Source organism: Microbacterium sp. M (genome assembly GCF_045181065.1).
Taxonomy (GTDB): domain Bacteria; phylum Actinomycetota; class Actinomycetes; order Actinomycetales; family Microbacteriaceae; genus Microbacterium.
Map to the genome: position 1 here is coordinate 1,077,679 of NZ_CP173721.1, position 17,167 is coordinate 1,094,845.

The window sequence follows — 17,167 nt, forward strand, 5'->3', positions numbered from 1 at the left end:
GTCCGGTCAGCGCTCACCGCGCCCGAGCCGCGACGGCCACCAGATCGTGCGACCGATGTCGTAGGCGAGCGCCGGGACGAGGAGCGATCGGACGACGAACGTGTCCAGCAGGACGCCGAACGCCACGATGAACGCCAGCTGCACGAGGAACAGGATCGGGATCACCGACAGTGCGGCGAACGTGGCGGCCAGAACCAGCCCGGCGGACGTGATCACCCCGCCGGTGATCGCGAGACCGCGCAGGATGCCGTCGCGCGTGCCGTGCTTCTGCGACTCCTCCCGTACGCGGGTCATGAGGAAGATGTTGTAGTCGATGCCGAGCGCGACGAGGAAGACGAACCCGTACAGCGGTACCGCGGGATCGGCACCGGGGAAGTCGAAGATCCCGTTGAACACCAGCGCCGAGACCCCCATGGCCGTGCCGAACGACAGCACCGTGGTGAGGATCAGCAGCACCGGAGCGAGGATCGAGCGCAGCAGAAGCATGAGGATCAGCATGATCACCACGAGGATCACAGGGATGATGAGATTGCGGTCATGGATCGACGCATCGTTCGTGTCGATCGCCGTCGCTGTCACTCCCCCCACCAGCGCGTCCAGGTCCTCGAGCTCCGTGCGCAGTTCTCGGACGGTGGATGCCGCGGCATCCGAATCCGCGGCATCCGACAGCGTCGCCTGCAGCAGGACGTCGCCGTCCACGGTCGTCGCCTCCGGGATCGGGCTGCCCGGCGCGCCGACGGCCTGGATGCCGCCCTCGGTGACCGGCGCCGAACCGCTCGGAGAGTCCGCCGACGTCACGGTCACGGATTCGACGCCGTCGTCAGCGAGCAGGACGTCTGCGGCATCCTGCAGGGAATCCTCGGCGACGACGACATAGGCCGGGCTGCCTGATCCGCCCGGGAAGTGCTCGCCGAGCACCTGCTGGCCCTCGCGCGCCTGGGAGGAGCCGAGCACGAGGTCTGACTGGGGGACGCCGGAGGCGTTCAGCTGGGTCACGCCGAGCGCGCCGACGAGCAGGACGAGCGTCGTGACGATCCAGATGGCGCGCGGCCGACGGCTGATGAGGCCGGCGAGCCGCACCCACAGACCCGTGCGGGGCATGCCGTTCTCGGCTGCCACGATGTCCGGCTCGAACACGGGGCGACGCGGCCAGAATGCCGCGCGCCCGAACAGCAGCAGCAGCGACGGCAGCAGCGTGAGCGCCGAGAGCATCGCGAACACGATGCCGATCGAGGCGACGGGTCCCAGTGTGCTGTTCGATTTCAGGTCGCTCAACAGGAGGCACAGCAGTCCGGCGATCACGGTTCCGCCGGAGGCGAGGATCGGTTCGAAGGACCCCTTCCAGGCCAGCAGGACCGCAGCTCCGGTGTCCTTGGTCGAGCGCAGTTCCTCGCGGAATCTCGCCACGAAAAGCAGCGCGTAGTCCGTGGCGGCACCGATCACGAGGATGAACAGGATGCCCTGGGTCTGGCCGCTCAGGAGCAGGATCTCGGCCTTCGCGAGCCACCACACCACGAGCAGTGCGACGCACAGCGCGAAAAGGCTCGTGGCGAGCACGACGACAGGCAGCAGGAAGGAGCGATAGACCAGCACGAGGATGACGAGGACGGCGAGCAGTGCGACGCCGAGGAGGAGTCCGTCGATCCCGGCGAACCCCGCGACGAGGTCCGCGCTGAAGCCGGCGGGTCCGGTGATGTAGACGGTGACACCTGGTGGTGCGGCGTCCTGGAGGTTCGTCTCGAGCTCGGCCACCGTATCCCCGAGGTCCGCGTCGCTGAGCACGGGGATGAACGCCTGAGCGGCGAGCCCGTCCTCGGAGACCAGGGCGGGGGACACATCATCGCCGACGCCGTCGATACCGGGCGCATCCGCCACGGCATCCGAGATCTGCTCGACGTCCGCGTCCGAGAGCTCCGCATCGCCGACGAAGACGGCGATGGCCGGGATCGCATCGGTGTCGTTGAACTCGCCCAGGAGCTCCTGCACGGTCGTGGCGTCCGCGCTCTCCGGCAGGTAACTGGTCTGGTCGTTGGACGACACCTCGTCGACCTTGCCGAAGAGCGGGCCGCCCAACGATGCTCCGACGAGCCAGATCAGGATCAGCGCGACGGGAACGAGAACGCGCGCCCAGGAGTGCTTGCGGATCCGGGCGCGGGTCGCCGGTGCGGGATCGGTGGAGCGGGACATGAGAGCCTTTCGGAGGAGTCGTCGATGGGGGACGTCGGGTGGCGTCAGCCCAGCCAGGCGAGGATGAGGATCAGGGTGGCGAGGAACCCGGCCGCGTAGTTCAGTGCGATGAACCGGCGCCACGCGCGGTTCGTGGATGCCGCGGTGTCATCCGTCACGTTCCACCACGGTGCCGCGTTGACGATGTAGGGGATCACGAGCACGGCGGACCACGCGGCCGGCCAGCCCGTCGGCAGCACGACCACGCCGGCGACCGCCCACAGCACGATCGACAGTCGAACCGTGAACCGGGCGCCGAGTGCCGTGGCGATCGAACCGACCCCCGCCTGCCGGTCGGGGAGGATGTCCTGGACGGCGCCGAACGCGTGAGCGGCCATGCCCCACAGGAAGAAGGCGAGCATGAGGAGCACGAGTTCGAGCGACACGGCGGCGCCGCCGATCGCGAGCCCGACGAGCGCGGGGCTGACGAAATGGGTGCTCGAGGTGATCGAGTCGAGCACCGGCCGCTCCTTGAAGCGCATCGGAGGCGCGGAATAGGCGATCACGGCGAAGACGCTCACGAGGAGCCAGGCCGCCGACGCCGCGTTCCCCATTGCAAAGAGGAAGACGAGGAACGGCACGTTGGTCGCGGCCGCCGTCCACAGGGTCGCGCGATGCAGCCTCGGCGGCAGCAGGGCTCCCTCGATTCCCCCCTTGCGAGGGTTCGCCAGATCGGATGCGTAGTCGAACACGTCGTTGATGCCGTACATGGCGAGGTTGTACGGGACGAGGAAGTACAGCACGCCGACGACGAACACGAGATCGATCTCGCGGGTGGTCAACAGGTACGCCGCGGCGAACGGGAACGCGGTGTTGATCCAGCTGATCGGACGGGATGCCAGCAGGAGCGTGCGGATCGTGCTCATGGCGCGACCTTCCTCTCGGCCGCTCGGGACCGCCGGGTGCGCAGCAGCGTCCAGATCGCCGGAAGCAGGAGCACGCCGGCGAGCGGATAGGCGAAGTCCTCGATCGGCGCGAGCCCGATCCGTGCCCCGAGCAGATGCGCATCGGCGTAGGTGAAGAAGCCGACACCGATCATGATCGTGTCGAACACCGCCGTCAGTAGCAGGAGGGCGGCCAGAGCGATCCCGACCGCGCGGAGATCCGGTCGGCGCCGGGCCGCGAACGTCGCCGTCACGGCGCCGACCACGGCCAGCCCCAGGAAGACGAGGGCGAGCACCGAGTACGTCACGACGCGTCCTGACGTCGTCGATGCGCGAGGACACGAGCCGCCCCGGTGTAGAGGATCATCGTGCACACCACGAGGAACACGAGGAACACCGGCTCCTCGATCGGCAGCTCCGGTGCGAGCAGGATGCCGGTGGCGAGCGGACTCCCGCCGCGGAGGAAGATGCCCAGCGAGATTCCTGCGGCGTCCCAGAGGAGGAAGAAAGCCAGGCCGATGAGCGTGACGGCGAGCGCTGAACGGGCATCGCGCCAGAAGAACAGGTGGAACCGGCGGTCGATCAGGAGCATGCACCCGAGGCTCGCCAGCAGCGCGAGGAGATACACGGCGCCCATCAGCTCGTCTTCCGGGCGACGGCGGCGGCCCGCGGCGAGGTGGGCCCCGTGCTGTGATCGCCGCGTATCCGCTTCAGCACGAGTTCGGCGCTGATCAGGCACATCGGCACTCCGACGCCCGGCGCGGTCGTCGCGCCGGCGTAGTAGAGGCCGTCGACCGTGCGCGAGGCGTTCTGCGCTCGGAACATCGCACTCTGCGACAGGAGGTGCGCAGGTCCCAGCATCCCCCCTCGCCAGGAGTGGTAGTCGCGGGCGAAGTCCGCCGGACCGAGCGTCTCGCGCACCACGATGCGATCGCGAAGATCATCGACCTCCGCCCACTGCGAGATCACGTCGATCGCAGCATCCGCGGCGCGCTCGACGAGCGCTGACCCCGTCCCATCCGGTCCGCCGGACCCGATCTCCACGTCGGCGGGTACGGGGATCAGCACGAAGAGGTTCTCGTGCCCGTCCGGCGCGACGTCGGGATCGGTCGCCGAAGGCTTGCAGACGTACAGCGACGCCGGATCGGGGATGCGTGGCGAGGCGCCGAAGATCGCGTCGAAGTTCGTGTCCCAATCCCGGGCGAAGAACAGGGAATGGTGCGGGAGCTCGGGAAGCGCACCGCGAACGCCGAGCATGACGATCACCGCCCCCGGACCACTCGTCCGGCGGCGCCACCAGCGCGCGGGATACGTCTGGAGGCGCTCGGGCAGCAGCGCGGTCTCCGTGTGGTGCAGGTCGGCACCGGACACCACGACATCGGCGAGTTCGAGGTGATCGACACCGGACGGGTCCCGCCAGCGCACGCCGTACGCGCGTTCTTTCCCGGAGGACGGCTCGGTGAGGATCGCGGTCACCTCGGCATCCAGCACGACGTCAGCGCCGGCTTCTTCCGCCAGTGCGCGGATGCGTTCGGAGACCCCCCAGAACCCGCCCCGCGGGTACTGCACGCCCTCGTCGAGGTCGAGCGTGCTCATCAGGTGGTACATGGCCGGTGCGTGCCGAGGATCCGTTCCGAGGAAGACCGCCGGGTAGCCGAGGATCTGACGGATCACCGGATGCCGGAATCGCCGGGCTGCGAAGGCATCGAGTCGGCGCGTGAGAAGCATCGCCAGCCGCGGCAGGCGGCGCAGGACATCCGGCACGGCCAGCTCGGACAGGCGCGTGAACGGGTTGTACAGGAAGCGTCGCACCGCCATGTCGTTGGCGTCGGAGGCGGATGACAGGTAGTCGTCGAGCTGAGCACCGGAGCCCGGTTCCAGCTCCTCGAAGAGCGCGCGGACGCGCTCGGCGCCCGCGGGCACCGTGATGGCGGATGCTCTGCCGCCCGGGGTGGGCTCGGCGAACACCCGGTATCCCGGGTCCAGCCGGACCAGATTCAGCTGCTCCGCGGTCGTCGTCCCCATCAGCTCGAAGAAGTGGTCGAAGACACCGGGCATGAGGTACCAGGACGGGCCGGTGTCGAAACGGAACCCCTCCCGGTCGAGCGTTCCCGCGCGGCCGCCGGTCCGATCGTTGCGTTCCAGCACGGTGACCCGATATCCCTCGCGAGCGAGCAACCCGGCCGTGGCGAGACCGGCGATCCCGCCGCCGATGACGATCGCCCGGCTCACCGCCGCGGCTCCAGCCAGGTCATGAGGACGGCGCGCGCGGTGAGCAGGAGCTTGACGGGATCGGGCACCCTGACGCGGCGTTCGTACAGGTCCGAAGCGGGAGTGCGTCCCACTCTGTCGGCGAGGGCGTCGAACAGGGACAGCGCGCTGCGGACGGCGGCGCGCGCATCGCGGGGCAGGAGCGGGATCGCTGCGCGTGCGTCGTCCAGCTGCGTCCGCACGATGCGGACCCATTCGTCCCGGCCCGCATCGGTCAGGCGCTCGGCGCTGAGGTAGCCGCGCTGGAGTCGATCGGTGTCGTCGCCGAGGTCGCGGAGGAAGTTCACGTTCTGGAACGCGGCGCCGAGTTGGCGCGCACCGGATTCCAGTCGGCTCCGATCCTCCTCGGAAGGACGGGCATCCTGCAGGAAGACCCGGAGGCACATGAGTCCGACGACCTCGGCCGAGCCGTAGACGTACCGGGCGTGCGCCGCGGCGTCGTAGATGTGCACCGCATCGTCGTCGCCCGCGCCGACAGGGGTGTCGGCGCGCATCGATGCGAAGAACGGCTCCGTCAGATCGGCATCGATGCCGCATCTGTTCGCGGTGCGCGCGAAGGCGTGCACCACGACGTTGCTGCTGTATCCGGTCCGCATGGCGCGATGCGTCTCGTCGGCGTAGGCGTCCAGCGCGGCGCGCTGGGCGTTCGCGTCCAGACCGGCCTCGCCGGCGACGCCGTCGACGATCTCATCGGCGATGCGCACCATGGCGTAGACATTGCGGATGTGCTGACGGTGGCGCCGGCCGAGCAGGCGCGTGGCGAGCCCGAAGGAGGTCGAATAGGCGCGGATCACATCCGTCGAAGCGCTCTCGGCCGTGCGCGTGAACCGCGTGAGCGACGGGGTCATGTCCGGGGGCTTCGGGGCGTTCACGACAGACGTCCCTCGATGCGATCGGCCAGCGTCAGGAGCGTCTCCCGTGCGGCGGCGGGCAGGGGAGCCGCTTCGTCCGCGATGGCTGACCGCGCCGCCGCGATGCGCTCTTCGATGAGATGGCGGACGTACGATTCCGCGCCGCACCGCCGCAGGTGGTCCCTGATCGCCGCGCCGTCCTGCGGTGTGAGGTCGGGATCGCCGAACCGCGGTTGGATCGAGTTCCAGGCTCCGGTCAGGCGTGCGTATGCGATCAGCGCGGTCTCCTTCCCTTCGCGGAGGTCGGAATACGCCTCCTTCCCGTGCTCCGCAGCGTCTCCGAACACGGACAGCGCATCATCCTGGAGCTGGAAGGCGACTCCCAGATGCTGTCCGACCACGGCGAGGGCGGCTTCTGTCTCCGCGGGCAGACCGGCGACCACAGCGGCTACGCGGAGGGGGAACTCGAACGTGTAGGTCGCGGTCTTCTGCGCTGTCATCGTCAGGATCGTCTGCAGATCCGGCGTGATCGCGTGATCGCTCAGCGCGACGTCCGCATACTCGCCCGCGACGGTCTCCGTGATCGTGTGATCCAACAGATCGAGCAGCCGGTTTCGCGTGGTCCGGTCCGAATCCACCCGCGCGAACATCTGATGCACGGTCGAGAGCAGCAGATCGCCCATGAGGATCGCGCCGGTGGTGCCCCAATGCTGGGCAGCCTTCGCGTCGAGGTCGGGTCGGGCATCGCGCAGCAGGCCGATGAGATTCGGACGGCCGCGCCGATGCACATCGCCGTCGATGACGTCGTCGTGCAGGAGGAAGGCATAGTGCAGGATCTCGACCGCTGCGGCGATCTCGACGATCGCATCGGCGCAGAGCGTTGCGGGTGCACCTGGATCGCCGAGCAGCGCGGCATGCATCTCGATGAGGAGCCGTGGGCGGAGCAGCTTCCCTCCCCGCACGCTCTCGGCCGCGGCACGCCAGAGCGCGGTGTACTCCGTGCCGTAGGCGGCTGAACGCGTGACGTGATCGTCGAAGACCCGCTGCACGCGCGATTCGATCTGGGCGTGCAGGTCCTCCCTGATGAGGGTGGTGGTCATTCTCAGATCTTCCCCTCGTCGAGCAGGAGCGGCAACTGCTCGCGCAGCCATGGGCTGAATGCGAAAGGCGCGTCCTCGATCGCTGAGGCGAGGCGGTCGGGCAGCACCCAGGCGAACTCCATGACCTCCGAGGGGTCCGGAACGACGTCACCATCGATCCGTGCCACGTGGACGGGACAGATCTCATGCTCGACGATCCCGCTGGCGTCGACGGCGCGGTAGCGGAAGTCCGGGAGCGCGATGGTCACGTCGCGGGGGCGGGCCCCGATCTCCTCTGTGCCCCGTCGGACGACCGCCTCGATCATGTCCTCCCCGGGGCGCGGATGACCGCAGAAGCTGTTGGTCCAGACGCCGGGCCACGTGCGCTTCATCAGTGCTCGGCGAGTGACGAGCAACCGGCCATCACGATCGATCACGTAGCAGGAGAACGCGAGGTGCAGCGGCGTCGACGCCGTGTGCACGTCGTGCTTGGGGGCGGTGCCGATCGCGGCGCCTGCTTCGTCGACGAGGGTCACGAGCTCCATGCGGCCTTCTTCCTCTAGACGTGTATATTGCTAGCCGGGCGAGAAATAAAGCTAGCATGAAGAAATGCCAGGAGTAAAGTAGCGAGGTGTCCATGGATGATCGCGTGAACGAACCGGCCGTGCCGTCCGCCGACCCTCCGTCCGCGACACGCGATGGCCTGGACAGCGGCGCGATCTACGACGTCGATTCGTCGGATCCGCGGCAGACGCTCGTCGACCGCTCAGGCATGGCGGACGAGGACGTGCGCCAGATCACCGGCATCATGAAGGCGCTCGGCGGGCTGCGCGAAGCCGAGCAGAGGCTCTCCGAGGCATCCCGTCGCTTCATGCAGCTGAACGAGACGGATATGCGTGCGCTGCACTATCTCATCGTCTGCACGCATCGCGGCGTCATCGCTACCCCCGGTGGAATCGCTCAGCACCTGTCGATCTCCAGCGCATCGACGACCAAACTGCTCGATCGGCTCGAACGCGGCGGGCACATCGTGCGGTCGGCGCATCCCACGGATCGGCGCGCGCTGGCGATCACGATCTCTCCCGAGACGCACCGGGCGGCGATGGAGACGGTCGGCCGGCAGCAGGCGAAGAGATTCAATGCGGCGGCGCGTCTCACTCCGGCAGAGCGAGAAGTCGTGACTCGATTCCTGGTCGATATGACCGACGAGATCACCCTGCGCGACGAGCCATGGGCGAAGGATGGAGCTCATTCGGCGTCTACGCCGTAAGCGACCCTCGCAACGCGAACGGCAGGAGCGCCGGAGCGCTCCTGCCGTTGAGAAGTTCAGTGCGCGGCGCGGTAGGCCTCGAGCACTGTCTCCGGAATGCGACCGCGCTCCGATACCTTGTGGCCGTTCGCATTCGCCCATTCCCGGATCGACGATGTCTCCGGGTTGCGCGAACCGGCGCGCTTTCGCGTCGCACTCGATCGCGCGGCGCCCGCCACGGAAGAGCGACGTCCTGCCGCGATGTACGGTTCGAGAACGGAGCGCAATTCCTGCGCATTGTCGGTCGTCAGATCGATCTCGTAGGAGATGCCGTTGAGTGAGAAATGTACCGTCTCGCCCTCGCCCACCTCGAGAAGCGTTCCATCGATGTCGTCAACCAGTTGATGCACAATTCGTCGGGCCATTTCCCCATCCTATTCTTCAGGAAATGCGCATGACAAGGAATTGGGGAACTCAGGGCAGAAGGCCCATGCGTCTCGCGCGGGCAACCGCGGCATGCCGAGTAGACGCGTCCAGCTTCGACATCGCTGTGCCCAGGTATGCCTTGACCGTCCCTTCGCGCAAGCCGAGCTGGGCTCCGATCTCGGCATTCGTCGCGCCGAGCGCCGCGCAGGCGAGCACATCCGTCTCGCGCGGTGACAGATGGACGCGGGGGATCGGCCCCGTCGTCGTGGGAACGGCATCGCCCGCGATGACGAGCAGTCGCCTTTCGAGATCGCTCAGCCGCGCGCGCAGATCTTCGTCTGTCACGGATGCCGAAATGCTGCGCAGCTCGGCGAAGCTCTCGCGCAGCTCTTCGCGGTGCGAGGGGGAGAAGCCAAGGGTGGGCGTCATCGACTGCAAGCGGCGACCGACCTCGTCGCGGATGCGCAGCTCGGTGCTCACGGCATCCGCAACGCTCATGGCCGGAGCCGTCGTGACCCCGCCGACCGGAGACTGCTCCCATGCGCCGGCGTACAGGACGCCCCGTGACCGGCCGCTGACGACGATCGGGATCGCGAGCAGGGTGCGCAGCCCTTCGCCGAGCACGAAGCCGTCGTAGTCGTGCGTGATCTGCTGCGAGGTGCGGTAGTCGCTGGTCATCCGCGGACGCTGCTCCGTCAGGGCGCGACCGCCCAGACCGCGCTCCGGCCGCACACGCAGTCCTTCGAGCGCGTGCGTGCGATTGCCGACGATGCTGGTGACGGAGACCTCGCCGTCCTCGATCAGGCCGCCGAAGGCGACCGGGAAGCGCGTGCGTCTGGCCAGCTCGCGCACAGCCTGGGCGATGAGTTCGGCGTCGGTCTCAGTGGACACTGCGGAGATACCTACTTTCGGGGGTGACGGCCCTGCGCCCCGTTTCGTAGCGTCGACCCTACCACTCGCGCGGATGCCTCCGCGTGGGCCCTGACATGTGGCAAGGAGGCCTCATGACTGACCGAATCCCAGGTGAATCGGCCGGACCCATCGACTACATCGCCGTCGAGGAATCGCCGAAGTTCCAAGGGCTCAAACGCACGCAGCGCTCTTTCATCTTCCCGTTGGCCGCGCTCTTTCTGATCTGGTATTTCGTCTACGTCCTGCTGGCCGCTTTCGCTCCCGAATTCATGGGGCAGCGCGTCTGGGGCGATATCACGATCGGTCTGCTGTTCGGGCTCGGACAATTCGTGTCCACGTTCGCGATCACCATGGCGTACGTGTCATTCGCGAATCGTCGGCTCGATCCGGTCGCCGCCGAGATCCGTGACGAACTCGAGAAGGTGCAGGCCCAGTCGTGAATCTGATCCCCTTCGAGACCGCGCCGACGGCCGAGAACAATCCCATTCTGAACATCTCGATCTTCGCCGCTTTCGTCGCGGTGACCCTGTTCATCGTGATCCGTGCGAGTCGCAACAACAAGACCGCGGCGGACTACTACGCGGCAGGAAGATCGTTCACCGGCCCCCAGAACGGCTTCGCCATCGCCGGCGACTATCTGTCCGCGGCATCCTTCCTCGGAATCTGCGGTGCCATCGCCGTCAACGGGTACGACGGATTCCTCTATTCGATCGGATTCCTGGTCGCCTGGCTCGTCGCTCTTCTGCTCGTCGCGGAGCTGATGCGCAACACAGGAAAGTTCACCATGGCGGACGTGCTCTCGTTCCGCTTGAAGCAGCGTCCGGTACGTATGGCGGCGGCGATCACGACGCTCGCCGTGTGCTTCTTCTATCTGCTGGCGCAGATGGCGGGAGCCGGCGGCCTCGTCTCGCTTCTGCTGGGCATCGACGCCAAGATCGGGCAGTCGCTCGTGATCGCCGTCGTCGGTGCACTGATGATCGTGTACGTGCTCATCGGCGGCATGAAGGGCACGACCTGGGTGCAGATCGTCAAGGCCGTCCTGCTCATCGCCGGCGCTCTGGCGATGGCGATCTGGGTGCTCGCGCTCAACGGCTTCAGCCTCAACACCTTGCTGGAGTCGGCCGTCGAGGCGTCGCCTCAGGGTGACGCGATTCTCGCGCCCGGGCTTCAGTACGGTGCCAACCCTTGGGACTTCCTCTCCCTCGGCATGGCGCTCGTGCTCGGCACCGCCGGTCTCCCGCACGTGCTGATGCGGTTCTACACGGTGCCCACCGCGAAGGAGGCGCGCCGTTCGGTCGTCTGGGCCATCTGGCTCATCGGCGGGTTCTACCTGCTGACCCTCGTGCTCGGGTACGGCGCCGGCGCCCTCGTCGGGCCAGAGGTCATCGCCGCCGCACCCGGTGGCGTGAACTCGGCGGCGCCGCTTCTGGCCGAGCGCCTCGGCGGTCCGCTGCTGCTCGGTTTCATCTCTGCGGTCGCGTTCGCCACCATCCTCGCGGTGGTCGCCGGGCTCACCATCACGGCGGCTGCGTCGTTCGCGCACGACATCTACGCGAACGTCATCCAGAAGGGGCGCAAGAAGGCGGACGGCACCCCTGTGGACGCCGACCCGGACGCCGAGGTGAAGGTGGCGCGTCGCACGGTCGTCGTGATCGGCATCCTGGCGATCCTGGGCGGCATCGGTGCGCAGGGGCAGAACATCGCCTTCCTCGTCGCCCTGGCGTTCGCCGTCGCGGCGTCGGCGAACCTTCCGACCATCCTGTACTCGCTGTTCTGGCGCCGTTTCAACACGCGCGGTGCGGTGTGGAGCATGTACGGAGGACTCGGCTCGGCGATCCTGCTGATCGTGCTGTCGCCGGTGTTCTCGGGGTCGGAGACGGCGATGATCCCGTCGATCGACATCGCGATCTGGCCGCTGAACAATCCGGGGATCGTCTCGATCCCGCTCGGGTTCCTGCTCGGCTGGCTCGGCACGGTCACCTCGCGGACCGTCGAATCCCGCGCACTCGCGGCCGAGATGGATGTGCGTTCGCTCACCGGGTTCGGAGCGGAGAAGGCGGTCGAGCACTGAGGCGGCCCACGAGCTGATGCGCTGAGCGCAGGAGTGGACGAGGACACCGGCTGCCTACCGGCCGGGGTCCTCGTCACGCGGTGGTGGATGCCGCGGCTGTCGCCTCGAGATCGATCAGGTATCGCTTGTGCTCGGGGTGCGCGCCGTACTGGCCGATCGAACCGTCTGCGCGCACCACGCGATGCACGGGCACGATGATCGAGAACGGCGTGAGCCGGCAGGCGGTTCCCACGGCGCGTGCCGCTCCGGGACTCCCGGCGAGCATGGCGACCTCGCCGTACCCGAGCGTCTGGCCCCACGGGATCTCGCAGATCGTCTGAAGCGCGTCGCGGTGGAACCCCTCGATAAGACGCCAGTCGAGCCGCACGTGCTCGTTGAATCGGATCGGCGCGCCGTCGAAGTACTGGGCCACCAGATGGGCGAGCTCGTCGGCGGCGCCGGGGTCGGGATCGGGCACGGCGCGCAGCCGCCGGGCGACGCCCTCCAGCAACCAGGGGACGGTCGGGTCCTGCCCCTCGGAGAGGTCGAAGCTCACGACGCCATCGTCGGAGAGCACGACGAAGGCGTCGCCCAGCGGAGTCGGAACGAAGTCGTAGCGGAAGTTCATGGCTCCATCCTCCCCGTCCTCGCCGGCGGACGGACACGGAGAATCCGCGATCGGGGGAGAACCCGGAAGAGGCGCCCGGCTGTGCAGGGCGAGTGGTCGCGGCATCCGATCGCGGCCCTCGGAGGACCAATCCTGCGCAAACCCGCCTGGCATACAGGATCTCCTGCCGCGCGCGGCCTAGTCTGTGATATGTGTGGCGACGAACGGACAAGTCTGCGGATGACGCGGAGACGACGGCCGCAGTGACGCTCGGCGCACTGGGCGAGTCGTCGACCGGCGTCGACCTTCCGCATGCCGCCGAAGCGGAGCGCGCCCGTCTGAAGGCGGAGGCCGCCGACCTCGGCGGACCATCGCCGCTGGTGCGCTATCACGACGGCGTCGAGGGCGGCATCGACATATCCAAGGCGCATCCGGGGAGCCTGCCGCAGTTCATCACCGGCCGCTCCACGCTGCTGTCCAATCTCTTCCGCGACGAGGTGGGGCTGCGCACGGCGCGACTGGCCGCCGAGCGGATCACGGCGAAGCACACCGAGCTGCGCACCGTCCGCGGGATCGAAGCAGTCCACCTGGCCGTCGGTCTCTCCGGCTGGCGGATCGGCGGCGTGCAGTTCTCCGCCCCCGTGCTGCTGCGTCCGCTCGCGATCCGCCGGCATCACTCCGACTTCGAGCTCAAGCTGCAGGGATCGTTCTCGGTCAACCCGCAGCTCGTGCGCATCGCCCGCGAGCACTTCGGGATCACCATCGATGCCGATGCGCTGGCGGCGCTCGCCTACGACGGCGGCATCTTCAAACCGCAGCCGGTGATCGACAGCCTGCGGGGTCTCACCCGTTCGATCGACACGTTCTCGGTGCAGCCGCGACTCGTCGTCTCGGTGTTCGCCGACGTGGCGTCGGCGATGGCGGCCGACAGCCGCGATCTCGATCACCCTGTGCTCAACGCGCTGGCCGGCCACGTGGACGATCGCGAGCGGTTCGCGGCCGAGCGGCCTGTGCCGAACGTGACGGGTCCGGACGATCGCGCCCCGGCATCCGACAACCTCCTGCTGGATGCCGACTCCGAGCAGGAAGCCGTGCTCGCTCGTATCGCGGCGGGACAGTCCATGGCGATCGCGACCCTGCCGGGGACCGGCGGGACGCAGACGGTGATCAATGCGCTCGGTGAGTTGATCCGCGCCGGGAAGCGCGTGCTGGTCGTCTCGGCTCGTCGATCCACCCTGGATGGCGTCCGGCATCGCCTGAACGGCATCGGGCTGGACAGTCTCGCGATCAGCCCCGCTTCGATCCGCCGCGATCTCGTGCACGCGATCGGGCGCAACGAGAAGGCCACGGCGCCGAAGGCCGGTGAGGTGGATGACGCCCTGGTGCGGCTGCGCACGGTGCTGCGCGACTATCGGCATGCGCTGACCAACCCGGTCGCGGGTACGGGGGCGTCCGTGCTCGACGCGACGCGGCATCTGACGCGTCTGGCGTCTCTCGAGCATCCGCCGTCCACCACCGCCCGTCTCGGTACCGAGACCCTCGCCAAACTGGCCGGCGACCGCAGCGCTGCTGCCGCGAAGCTCGTGCAGGCGGCGCGGCTCGGCGAATTCCGCTTCGGGCCCGACGACTCGCCCTGGTACGGCGTGACGTTCGAGACCACCGAGGCGGCGCGTGCGGCGCACGACCTCGCCGACCGACTGCACTCGACCAGCGTCCCGGCGCTGCTCGAGCGCGGCTACGAACTCATCGCGCAGACCCGGATGCGCCCGTTCGCGACGATCGACGAACTGGGTGAGTATCTGCGTCTGCTGCAGGGGATGCGCGATTCTCTCGACCGCTTCAGCCCGACCGTCTTCGAACGTCCGCTGGGCGAACTGATCCAGGCGCACGGATCGCGGCGCGATGCCCCTGGCATGTCCGGCGCGAATCGGCGTCGTCTGAAGAAGCTCGCCAAGGAGTACGTGCGCCCCGGTGTGCACATCCTCGACATGCACGAGGCGCTGCTGCGCATCCAGCAGCAGCGCACCGAGTGGCAGCGTTTCGTCGAAGCCGGTGTCGCACCCGAGATCCCGCTGGGACTCTCGGACGTCTACGGCTCATGGCAGCGTGTGGAGGCCGAGCTCGCCGAACTGGATGCCGCGCTCGGGCGTCGTGAGCCGCTGGCCACACTGCCGCTCGCCCGCCTGGTCCGTACGCTCGCCGGGCTCGCGGCGAAGTCCGACGTGTTCGAGAACCTCGTCGAGCGCGCCACGATCCGCGGCGATCTCGCGAAGCTCGGGCTCGCGCCGCTGCTGGCGGAGCTGTCGGTGCGCCACGTCTCCGAGAGCCGCGTGGCCGACGAGCTCGAGTTCGCCTGGTGGCAGTCGCTGCTCGAGCGCGCGCTGCAGGACGACCGCGCGCTGCTCGGTGCCAACACCGCAGTCGTCGACCGCCTCGAGCGCGACTTCCGGCTGGTGGACGAAGCGCATGCCGCGATGGCCGGACCCCTGCTGGCATGGCAGCTGGCCAACCAGTGGAAGATCGCGATCGTCGATGAGCCGACCGAGTCGCAGAATCTGCGTCGAGCGCTCACTCAGGGCGTTCCGACGACCGCCGAGATCATCGGCGCAGCGCCGACCTTGATGTCCGTCCTCGCTCCGGCGTGGATCTCGTCGCCGTATCAGGTGCCCGAGATCCCCGACAGCGTCGAGTTCGACACGGTGCTGCTGGTGGATGCCGCGGCGATCAACCTCGCCGAAGCAGCGCCTGCGATCCGACGTGCTCGTCAGGTGGTCGCCTTCGGAGATCCGGTCACGCAGAAGCCGACGCCCTTCCGCGTCGCAGTGGCGGGCGAAGAGGACTGGGAGCCGGAGGTCGCGTTCGACTCGGTCTCGGTGTTCGAGCGCCTCGCCGAGCTGCTCCCGGTGGCGACGCTGACCAAGAGCTACCGCGCCGGGGGAGAGGACCTCGCCGAGCTCATCAACGACGCGTTCTACGGCGGCGAGATCGAATCGCTGCCCTGGGCCGGGTCGTACCTCGGCCGCGGCAGTCTCACGGTCGACTACGTCGAGGGCGGCGTCGGAACGCCGGATCCCGTCTCCGGTGCCGTCGAGAGCCCGGATGCCGAGGTGTCTCGCGTCGTGACCCTCGTCGTCGAGCATGCGGTGCATCGACCGACCGAATCGCTCATGGTGGTCACCGCGAGCACCAGGCACGCCGAGCGCGTGCGCGCCGCCGTGACGAACGCGTTCGCCGGCCGCAGCGATGTGACCGCTTTCGTCTCGCGGGACACCGCCGAGCCTTTCGCGGTGCTCACGCTCGAGGAGTCCGTCGCCGAGAGCCGCGATCGGGTGATCTTCTCGCTCGGATACGGACTCACCAAGCACGGACGCGTGCTGAGCGACTTCGGCGACCTGTCCACAGCGGATGGCGAGCGCCTGCTGACCGTCGGCATGACGCGGGCCCGTCGTTCGATGGTGCTGGTGTCCTCCATCCGTCCATCGGCCTTCGACGACGGGCGCCTGGAGCACGGCGCCGCCACGCTGATGTCGATCCTCGGCGGTCTCGCCGCGCGCTCGCGCGAGGCCCGACTCGAGGACCTCGCCGACCCGCTCACCCTGGCGCTCGCACGCGAGCTGCGCCGTGCCGGGGCATCCGTCGATGTCGACTATCGGGGCCTGCTGCCGCTCGTCGCGCAGCACAACGGCCGTGCGGTCGTCATCGAATCGGACCCCGAGTCGCGAGGGGAGTCGCTACGCGAGTCCCTGCGTCTGCGCCCGAACGTGCTGCGCCGATTGGGCTGGCACTACGTCCGCGTGCACGCGTTCGACCTCTACAGCGATCCTGCGACCGCCGCGAACCGTATCGCCGAGGTGCTCGGCATCTCGGCCGAGACGCAGCGCGTCGACCAGGACACCCAGCCGATCGAGCGGGGCGATGTCTGACGAACCCCGTCAGCGCGTCGAGCGGGTCGCCGGATCCCGCCGCGCGCGCCTGACGCCCGCACCGGATACGGATCCGTCCCCGGACGTGGCGACGAAGGATTCCGCGGCGTCCGCTCCGGCGAAGAACCAGGGCCCGAACGACGCGCGCCTGCGGCAGGACGTCCCGCCGCACTACTGAGCGCGCTTGTTTCGCTCGACTTGCACCGAGAGGGCAGTTCAGCACGGGAAGACCGCGCGCGATCAACCGTGCCGAACTGCCCTCTCGGAAACGTGTCAGGCGCGGGTGGCGAGAAGGTCGCGGATCTCGGTGAGCAGCTCCGTTTCCGTCGCCGCTGCAGGCTCTTCTTCCGGCGTGCCCTTCTTCGCTTCGGCACGCTCCTTGAACTTGTTCATCGGGAACACGAACACGAAGTACACGATGGCGGCGACGGCGAGGAAGTTGATGATCGCAGCGAGGATGGCGCCGAAGCCGAACTTCGCCTCGCCGACCGTGAGCACGAGCGCCGTGTTCAGGCTCTCGGCGTTGAACAGCAGACCGAGCAGCGGATTGATCAGCTGCTCGACGAGGACGTTCACGATGGCGGTGAACGCTGCGCCGATGACCACCGCGACCGCGAGATCGATCACGTTGCCGCGGAGAATGAACTCCTTGAATCCCTGGATCACGAAGATCCCCCCTTTTCGGTTCG

Annotated in this window: 17 protein-coding genes; 5 read left to right on the forward strand and 12 right to left on the reverse strand. The window is 68.2% G+C overall.

The annotated features are described in order from the left end of the window. Positions 1 to 6 precede the first annotated feature (6 nt). From ACI7YT_RS05055 to idi, 8 genes are read right to left on the reverse strand one after another with little or no spacing between them, the layout of a single operon-like run. The gene (locus ACI7YT_RS05055) at positions 7 to 2,187 is read right to left on the reverse strand and encodes an MMPL family transporter (protein WP_406249375.1); all 2,181 of its coding nucleotides are present in this window, start codon (positions 2,185 to 2,187) and stop codon (positions 7 to 9) included. Between the two features lie 44 nt (positions 2,188 to 2,231). After that, positions 2,232 to 3,092, reverse strand: coding sequence for a prenyltransferase (locus ACI7YT_RS05060; RefSeq protein WP_406249376.1), 861 nt, complete (start codon positions 3,090 to 3,092; stop codon positions 2,232 to 2,234). Then, positions 3,089 to 3,418 carry a lycopene cyclase domain-containing protein gene (locus ACI7YT_RS05065; protein WP_406249377.1) on the reverse strand — a complete coding sequence of 110 codons (330 nt, stop codon included), beginning with the start codon at positions 3,416 to 3,418 and terminating at the stop codon, positions 3,089 to 3,091. The genes ACI7YT_RS05060 and ACI7YT_RS05065 overlap by 4 nt, the downstream gene beginning before the upstream one ends. Beyond that, on the reverse strand, positions 3,415 to 3,747 hold the full coding sequence (locus tag ACI7YT_RS05070; RefSeq protein ID WP_406249378.1) for a lycopene cyclase domain-containing protein: 333 nt from the start codon (positions 3,745 to 3,747) through the stop codon (positions 3,415 to 3,417). The genes ACI7YT_RS05065 and ACI7YT_RS05070 overlap by 4 nt, the downstream gene beginning before the upstream one ends. After that, the gene (gene crtI, locus ACI7YT_RS05075) at positions 3,747 to 5,342 is read right to left on the reverse strand and encodes a phytoene desaturase family protein (protein ID WP_406249379.1); all 1,596 of its coding nucleotides are present in this window, start codon (positions 5,340 to 5,342) and stop codon (positions 3,747 to 3,749) included. The genes ACI7YT_RS05070 and crtI overlap by 1 nt, the downstream gene beginning before the upstream one ends. After that, positions 5,339 to 6,229, reverse strand: coding sequence for a phytoene/squalene synthase family protein (locus tag ACI7YT_RS05080; protein WP_406249380.1), 891 nt, complete (start codon positions 6,227 to 6,229; stop codon positions 5,339 to 5,341). The genes crtI and ACI7YT_RS05080 overlap by 4 nt, the downstream gene beginning before the upstream one ends. Before the next feature lie 20 nt (positions 6,230 to 6,249). Next, the gene (locus ACI7YT_RS05085) at positions 6,250 to 7,332 is read right to left on the reverse strand and encodes a polyprenyl synthetase family protein (protein WP_406249381.1); all 1,083 of its coding nucleotides are present in this window, start codon (positions 7,330 to 7,332) and stop codon (positions 6,250 to 6,252) included. Between the two features lie 2 nt (positions 7,333 to 7,334). Then, positions 7,335 to 7,856, reverse strand: coding sequence for an isopentenyl-diphosphate Delta-isomerase (idi, locus tag ACI7YT_RS05090; RefSeq protein WP_406249382.1), 522 nt, complete (start codon positions 7,854 to 7,856; stop codon positions 7,335 to 7,337). 104 nt (positions 7,857 to 7,960) lie between these two features. Between idi and ACI7YT_RS05095 the strand changes: the two genes are divergently transcribed. Further along, positions 7,961 to 8,581 carry a MarR family winged helix-turn-helix transcriptional regulator gene (locus ACI7YT_RS05095; protein ID WP_406249383.1) on the forward strand — a complete coding sequence of 207 codons (621 nt, stop codon included), beginning with the start codon at positions 7,961 to 7,963 and terminating at the stop codon, positions 8,579 to 8,581. 56 nt (positions 8,582 to 8,637) lie between these two features. On the opposite strand, the gene ACI7YT_RS05100 is transcribed toward ACI7YT_RS05095, so the two are convergent. Continuing rightward, entirely contained in the window at positions 8,638 to 8,985 is a 348-nt protein-coding gene (locus ACI7YT_RS05100) for an Lsr2 family protein (protein ID WP_406249384.1), read from the reverse strand. Between the two features lie 49 nt (positions 8,986 to 9,034). Then, positions 9,035 to 9,886: a LuxR C-terminal-related transcriptional regulator gene (locus ACI7YT_RS05105; RefSeq protein ID WP_406250495.1), complete on the reverse strand. Its 852-nt coding sequence runs from the start codon at positions 9,884 to 9,886 to the stop codon at positions 9,035 to 9,037. 104 nt (positions 9,887 to 9,990) lie between these two features. Between ACI7YT_RS05105 and ACI7YT_RS05110 the strand changes: the two genes are divergently transcribed. Continuing rightward, the gene (locus ACI7YT_RS05110) at positions 9,991 to 10,338 is read left to right on the forward strand and encodes a DUF485 domain-containing protein (protein ID WP_406249385.1); all 348 of its coding nucleotides are present in this window, start codon (positions 9,991 to 9,993) and stop codon (positions 10,336 to 10,338) included. Continuing rightward, on the forward strand, positions 10,335 to 11,969 hold the full coding sequence (locus tag ACI7YT_RS05115; RefSeq protein WP_406249386.1) for a cation acetate symporter: 1,635 nt from the start codon (positions 10,335 to 10,337) through the stop codon (positions 11,967 to 11,969). Before ACI7YT_RS05110 ends, ACI7YT_RS05115 begins: the two co-directional genes overlap by 4 nt. A 73-nt stretch (positions 11,970 to 12,042) precedes the next feature. On the opposite strand, the gene ACI7YT_RS05120 is transcribed toward ACI7YT_RS05115, so the two are convergent. Continuing rightward, positions 12,043 to 12,576 carry a methylated-DNA--[protein]-cysteine S-methyltransferase gene (locus tag ACI7YT_RS05120; protein WP_406249387.1) on the reverse strand — a complete coding sequence of 178 codons (534 nt, stop codon included), beginning with the start codon at positions 12,574 to 12,576 and terminating at the stop codon, positions 12,043 to 12,045. A 191-nt stretch (positions 12,577 to 12,767) separates the two neighbouring features. On the opposite strand from ACI7YT_RS05120, the gene ACI7YT_RS05125 reads away from it, so the two are divergent. Next, on the forward strand, positions 12,768 to 16,478 hold the full coding sequence (locus ACI7YT_RS05125; RefSeq protein WP_406249388.1) for an AAA family ATPase: 3,711 nt from the start codon (positions 12,768 to 12,770) through the stop codon (positions 16,476 to 16,478). Beyond that, positions 16,471 to 16,656: a hypothetical protein gene (locus tag ACI7YT_RS05130; RefSeq protein ID WP_406249389.1), complete on the forward strand. Its 186-nt coding sequence runs from the start codon at positions 16,471 to 16,473 to the stop codon at positions 16,654 to 16,656. Before ACI7YT_RS05125 ends, ACI7YT_RS05130 begins: the two co-directional genes overlap by 8 nt. A 95-nt stretch (positions 16,657 to 16,751) precedes the next feature. On the opposite strand, the gene mscL is transcribed toward ACI7YT_RS05130, so the two are convergent. Further along, positions 16,752 to 17,144, reverse strand: a complete 393-nt coding sequence (gene mscL, locus ACI7YT_RS05135) for a large conductance mechanosensitive channel protein MscL (RefSeq protein ID WP_406249390.1) — start codon at positions 17,142 to 17,144, stop codon at positions 16,752 to 16,754. Between the last annotated feature and the right edge of the window lie 23 nt (positions 17,145 to 17,167).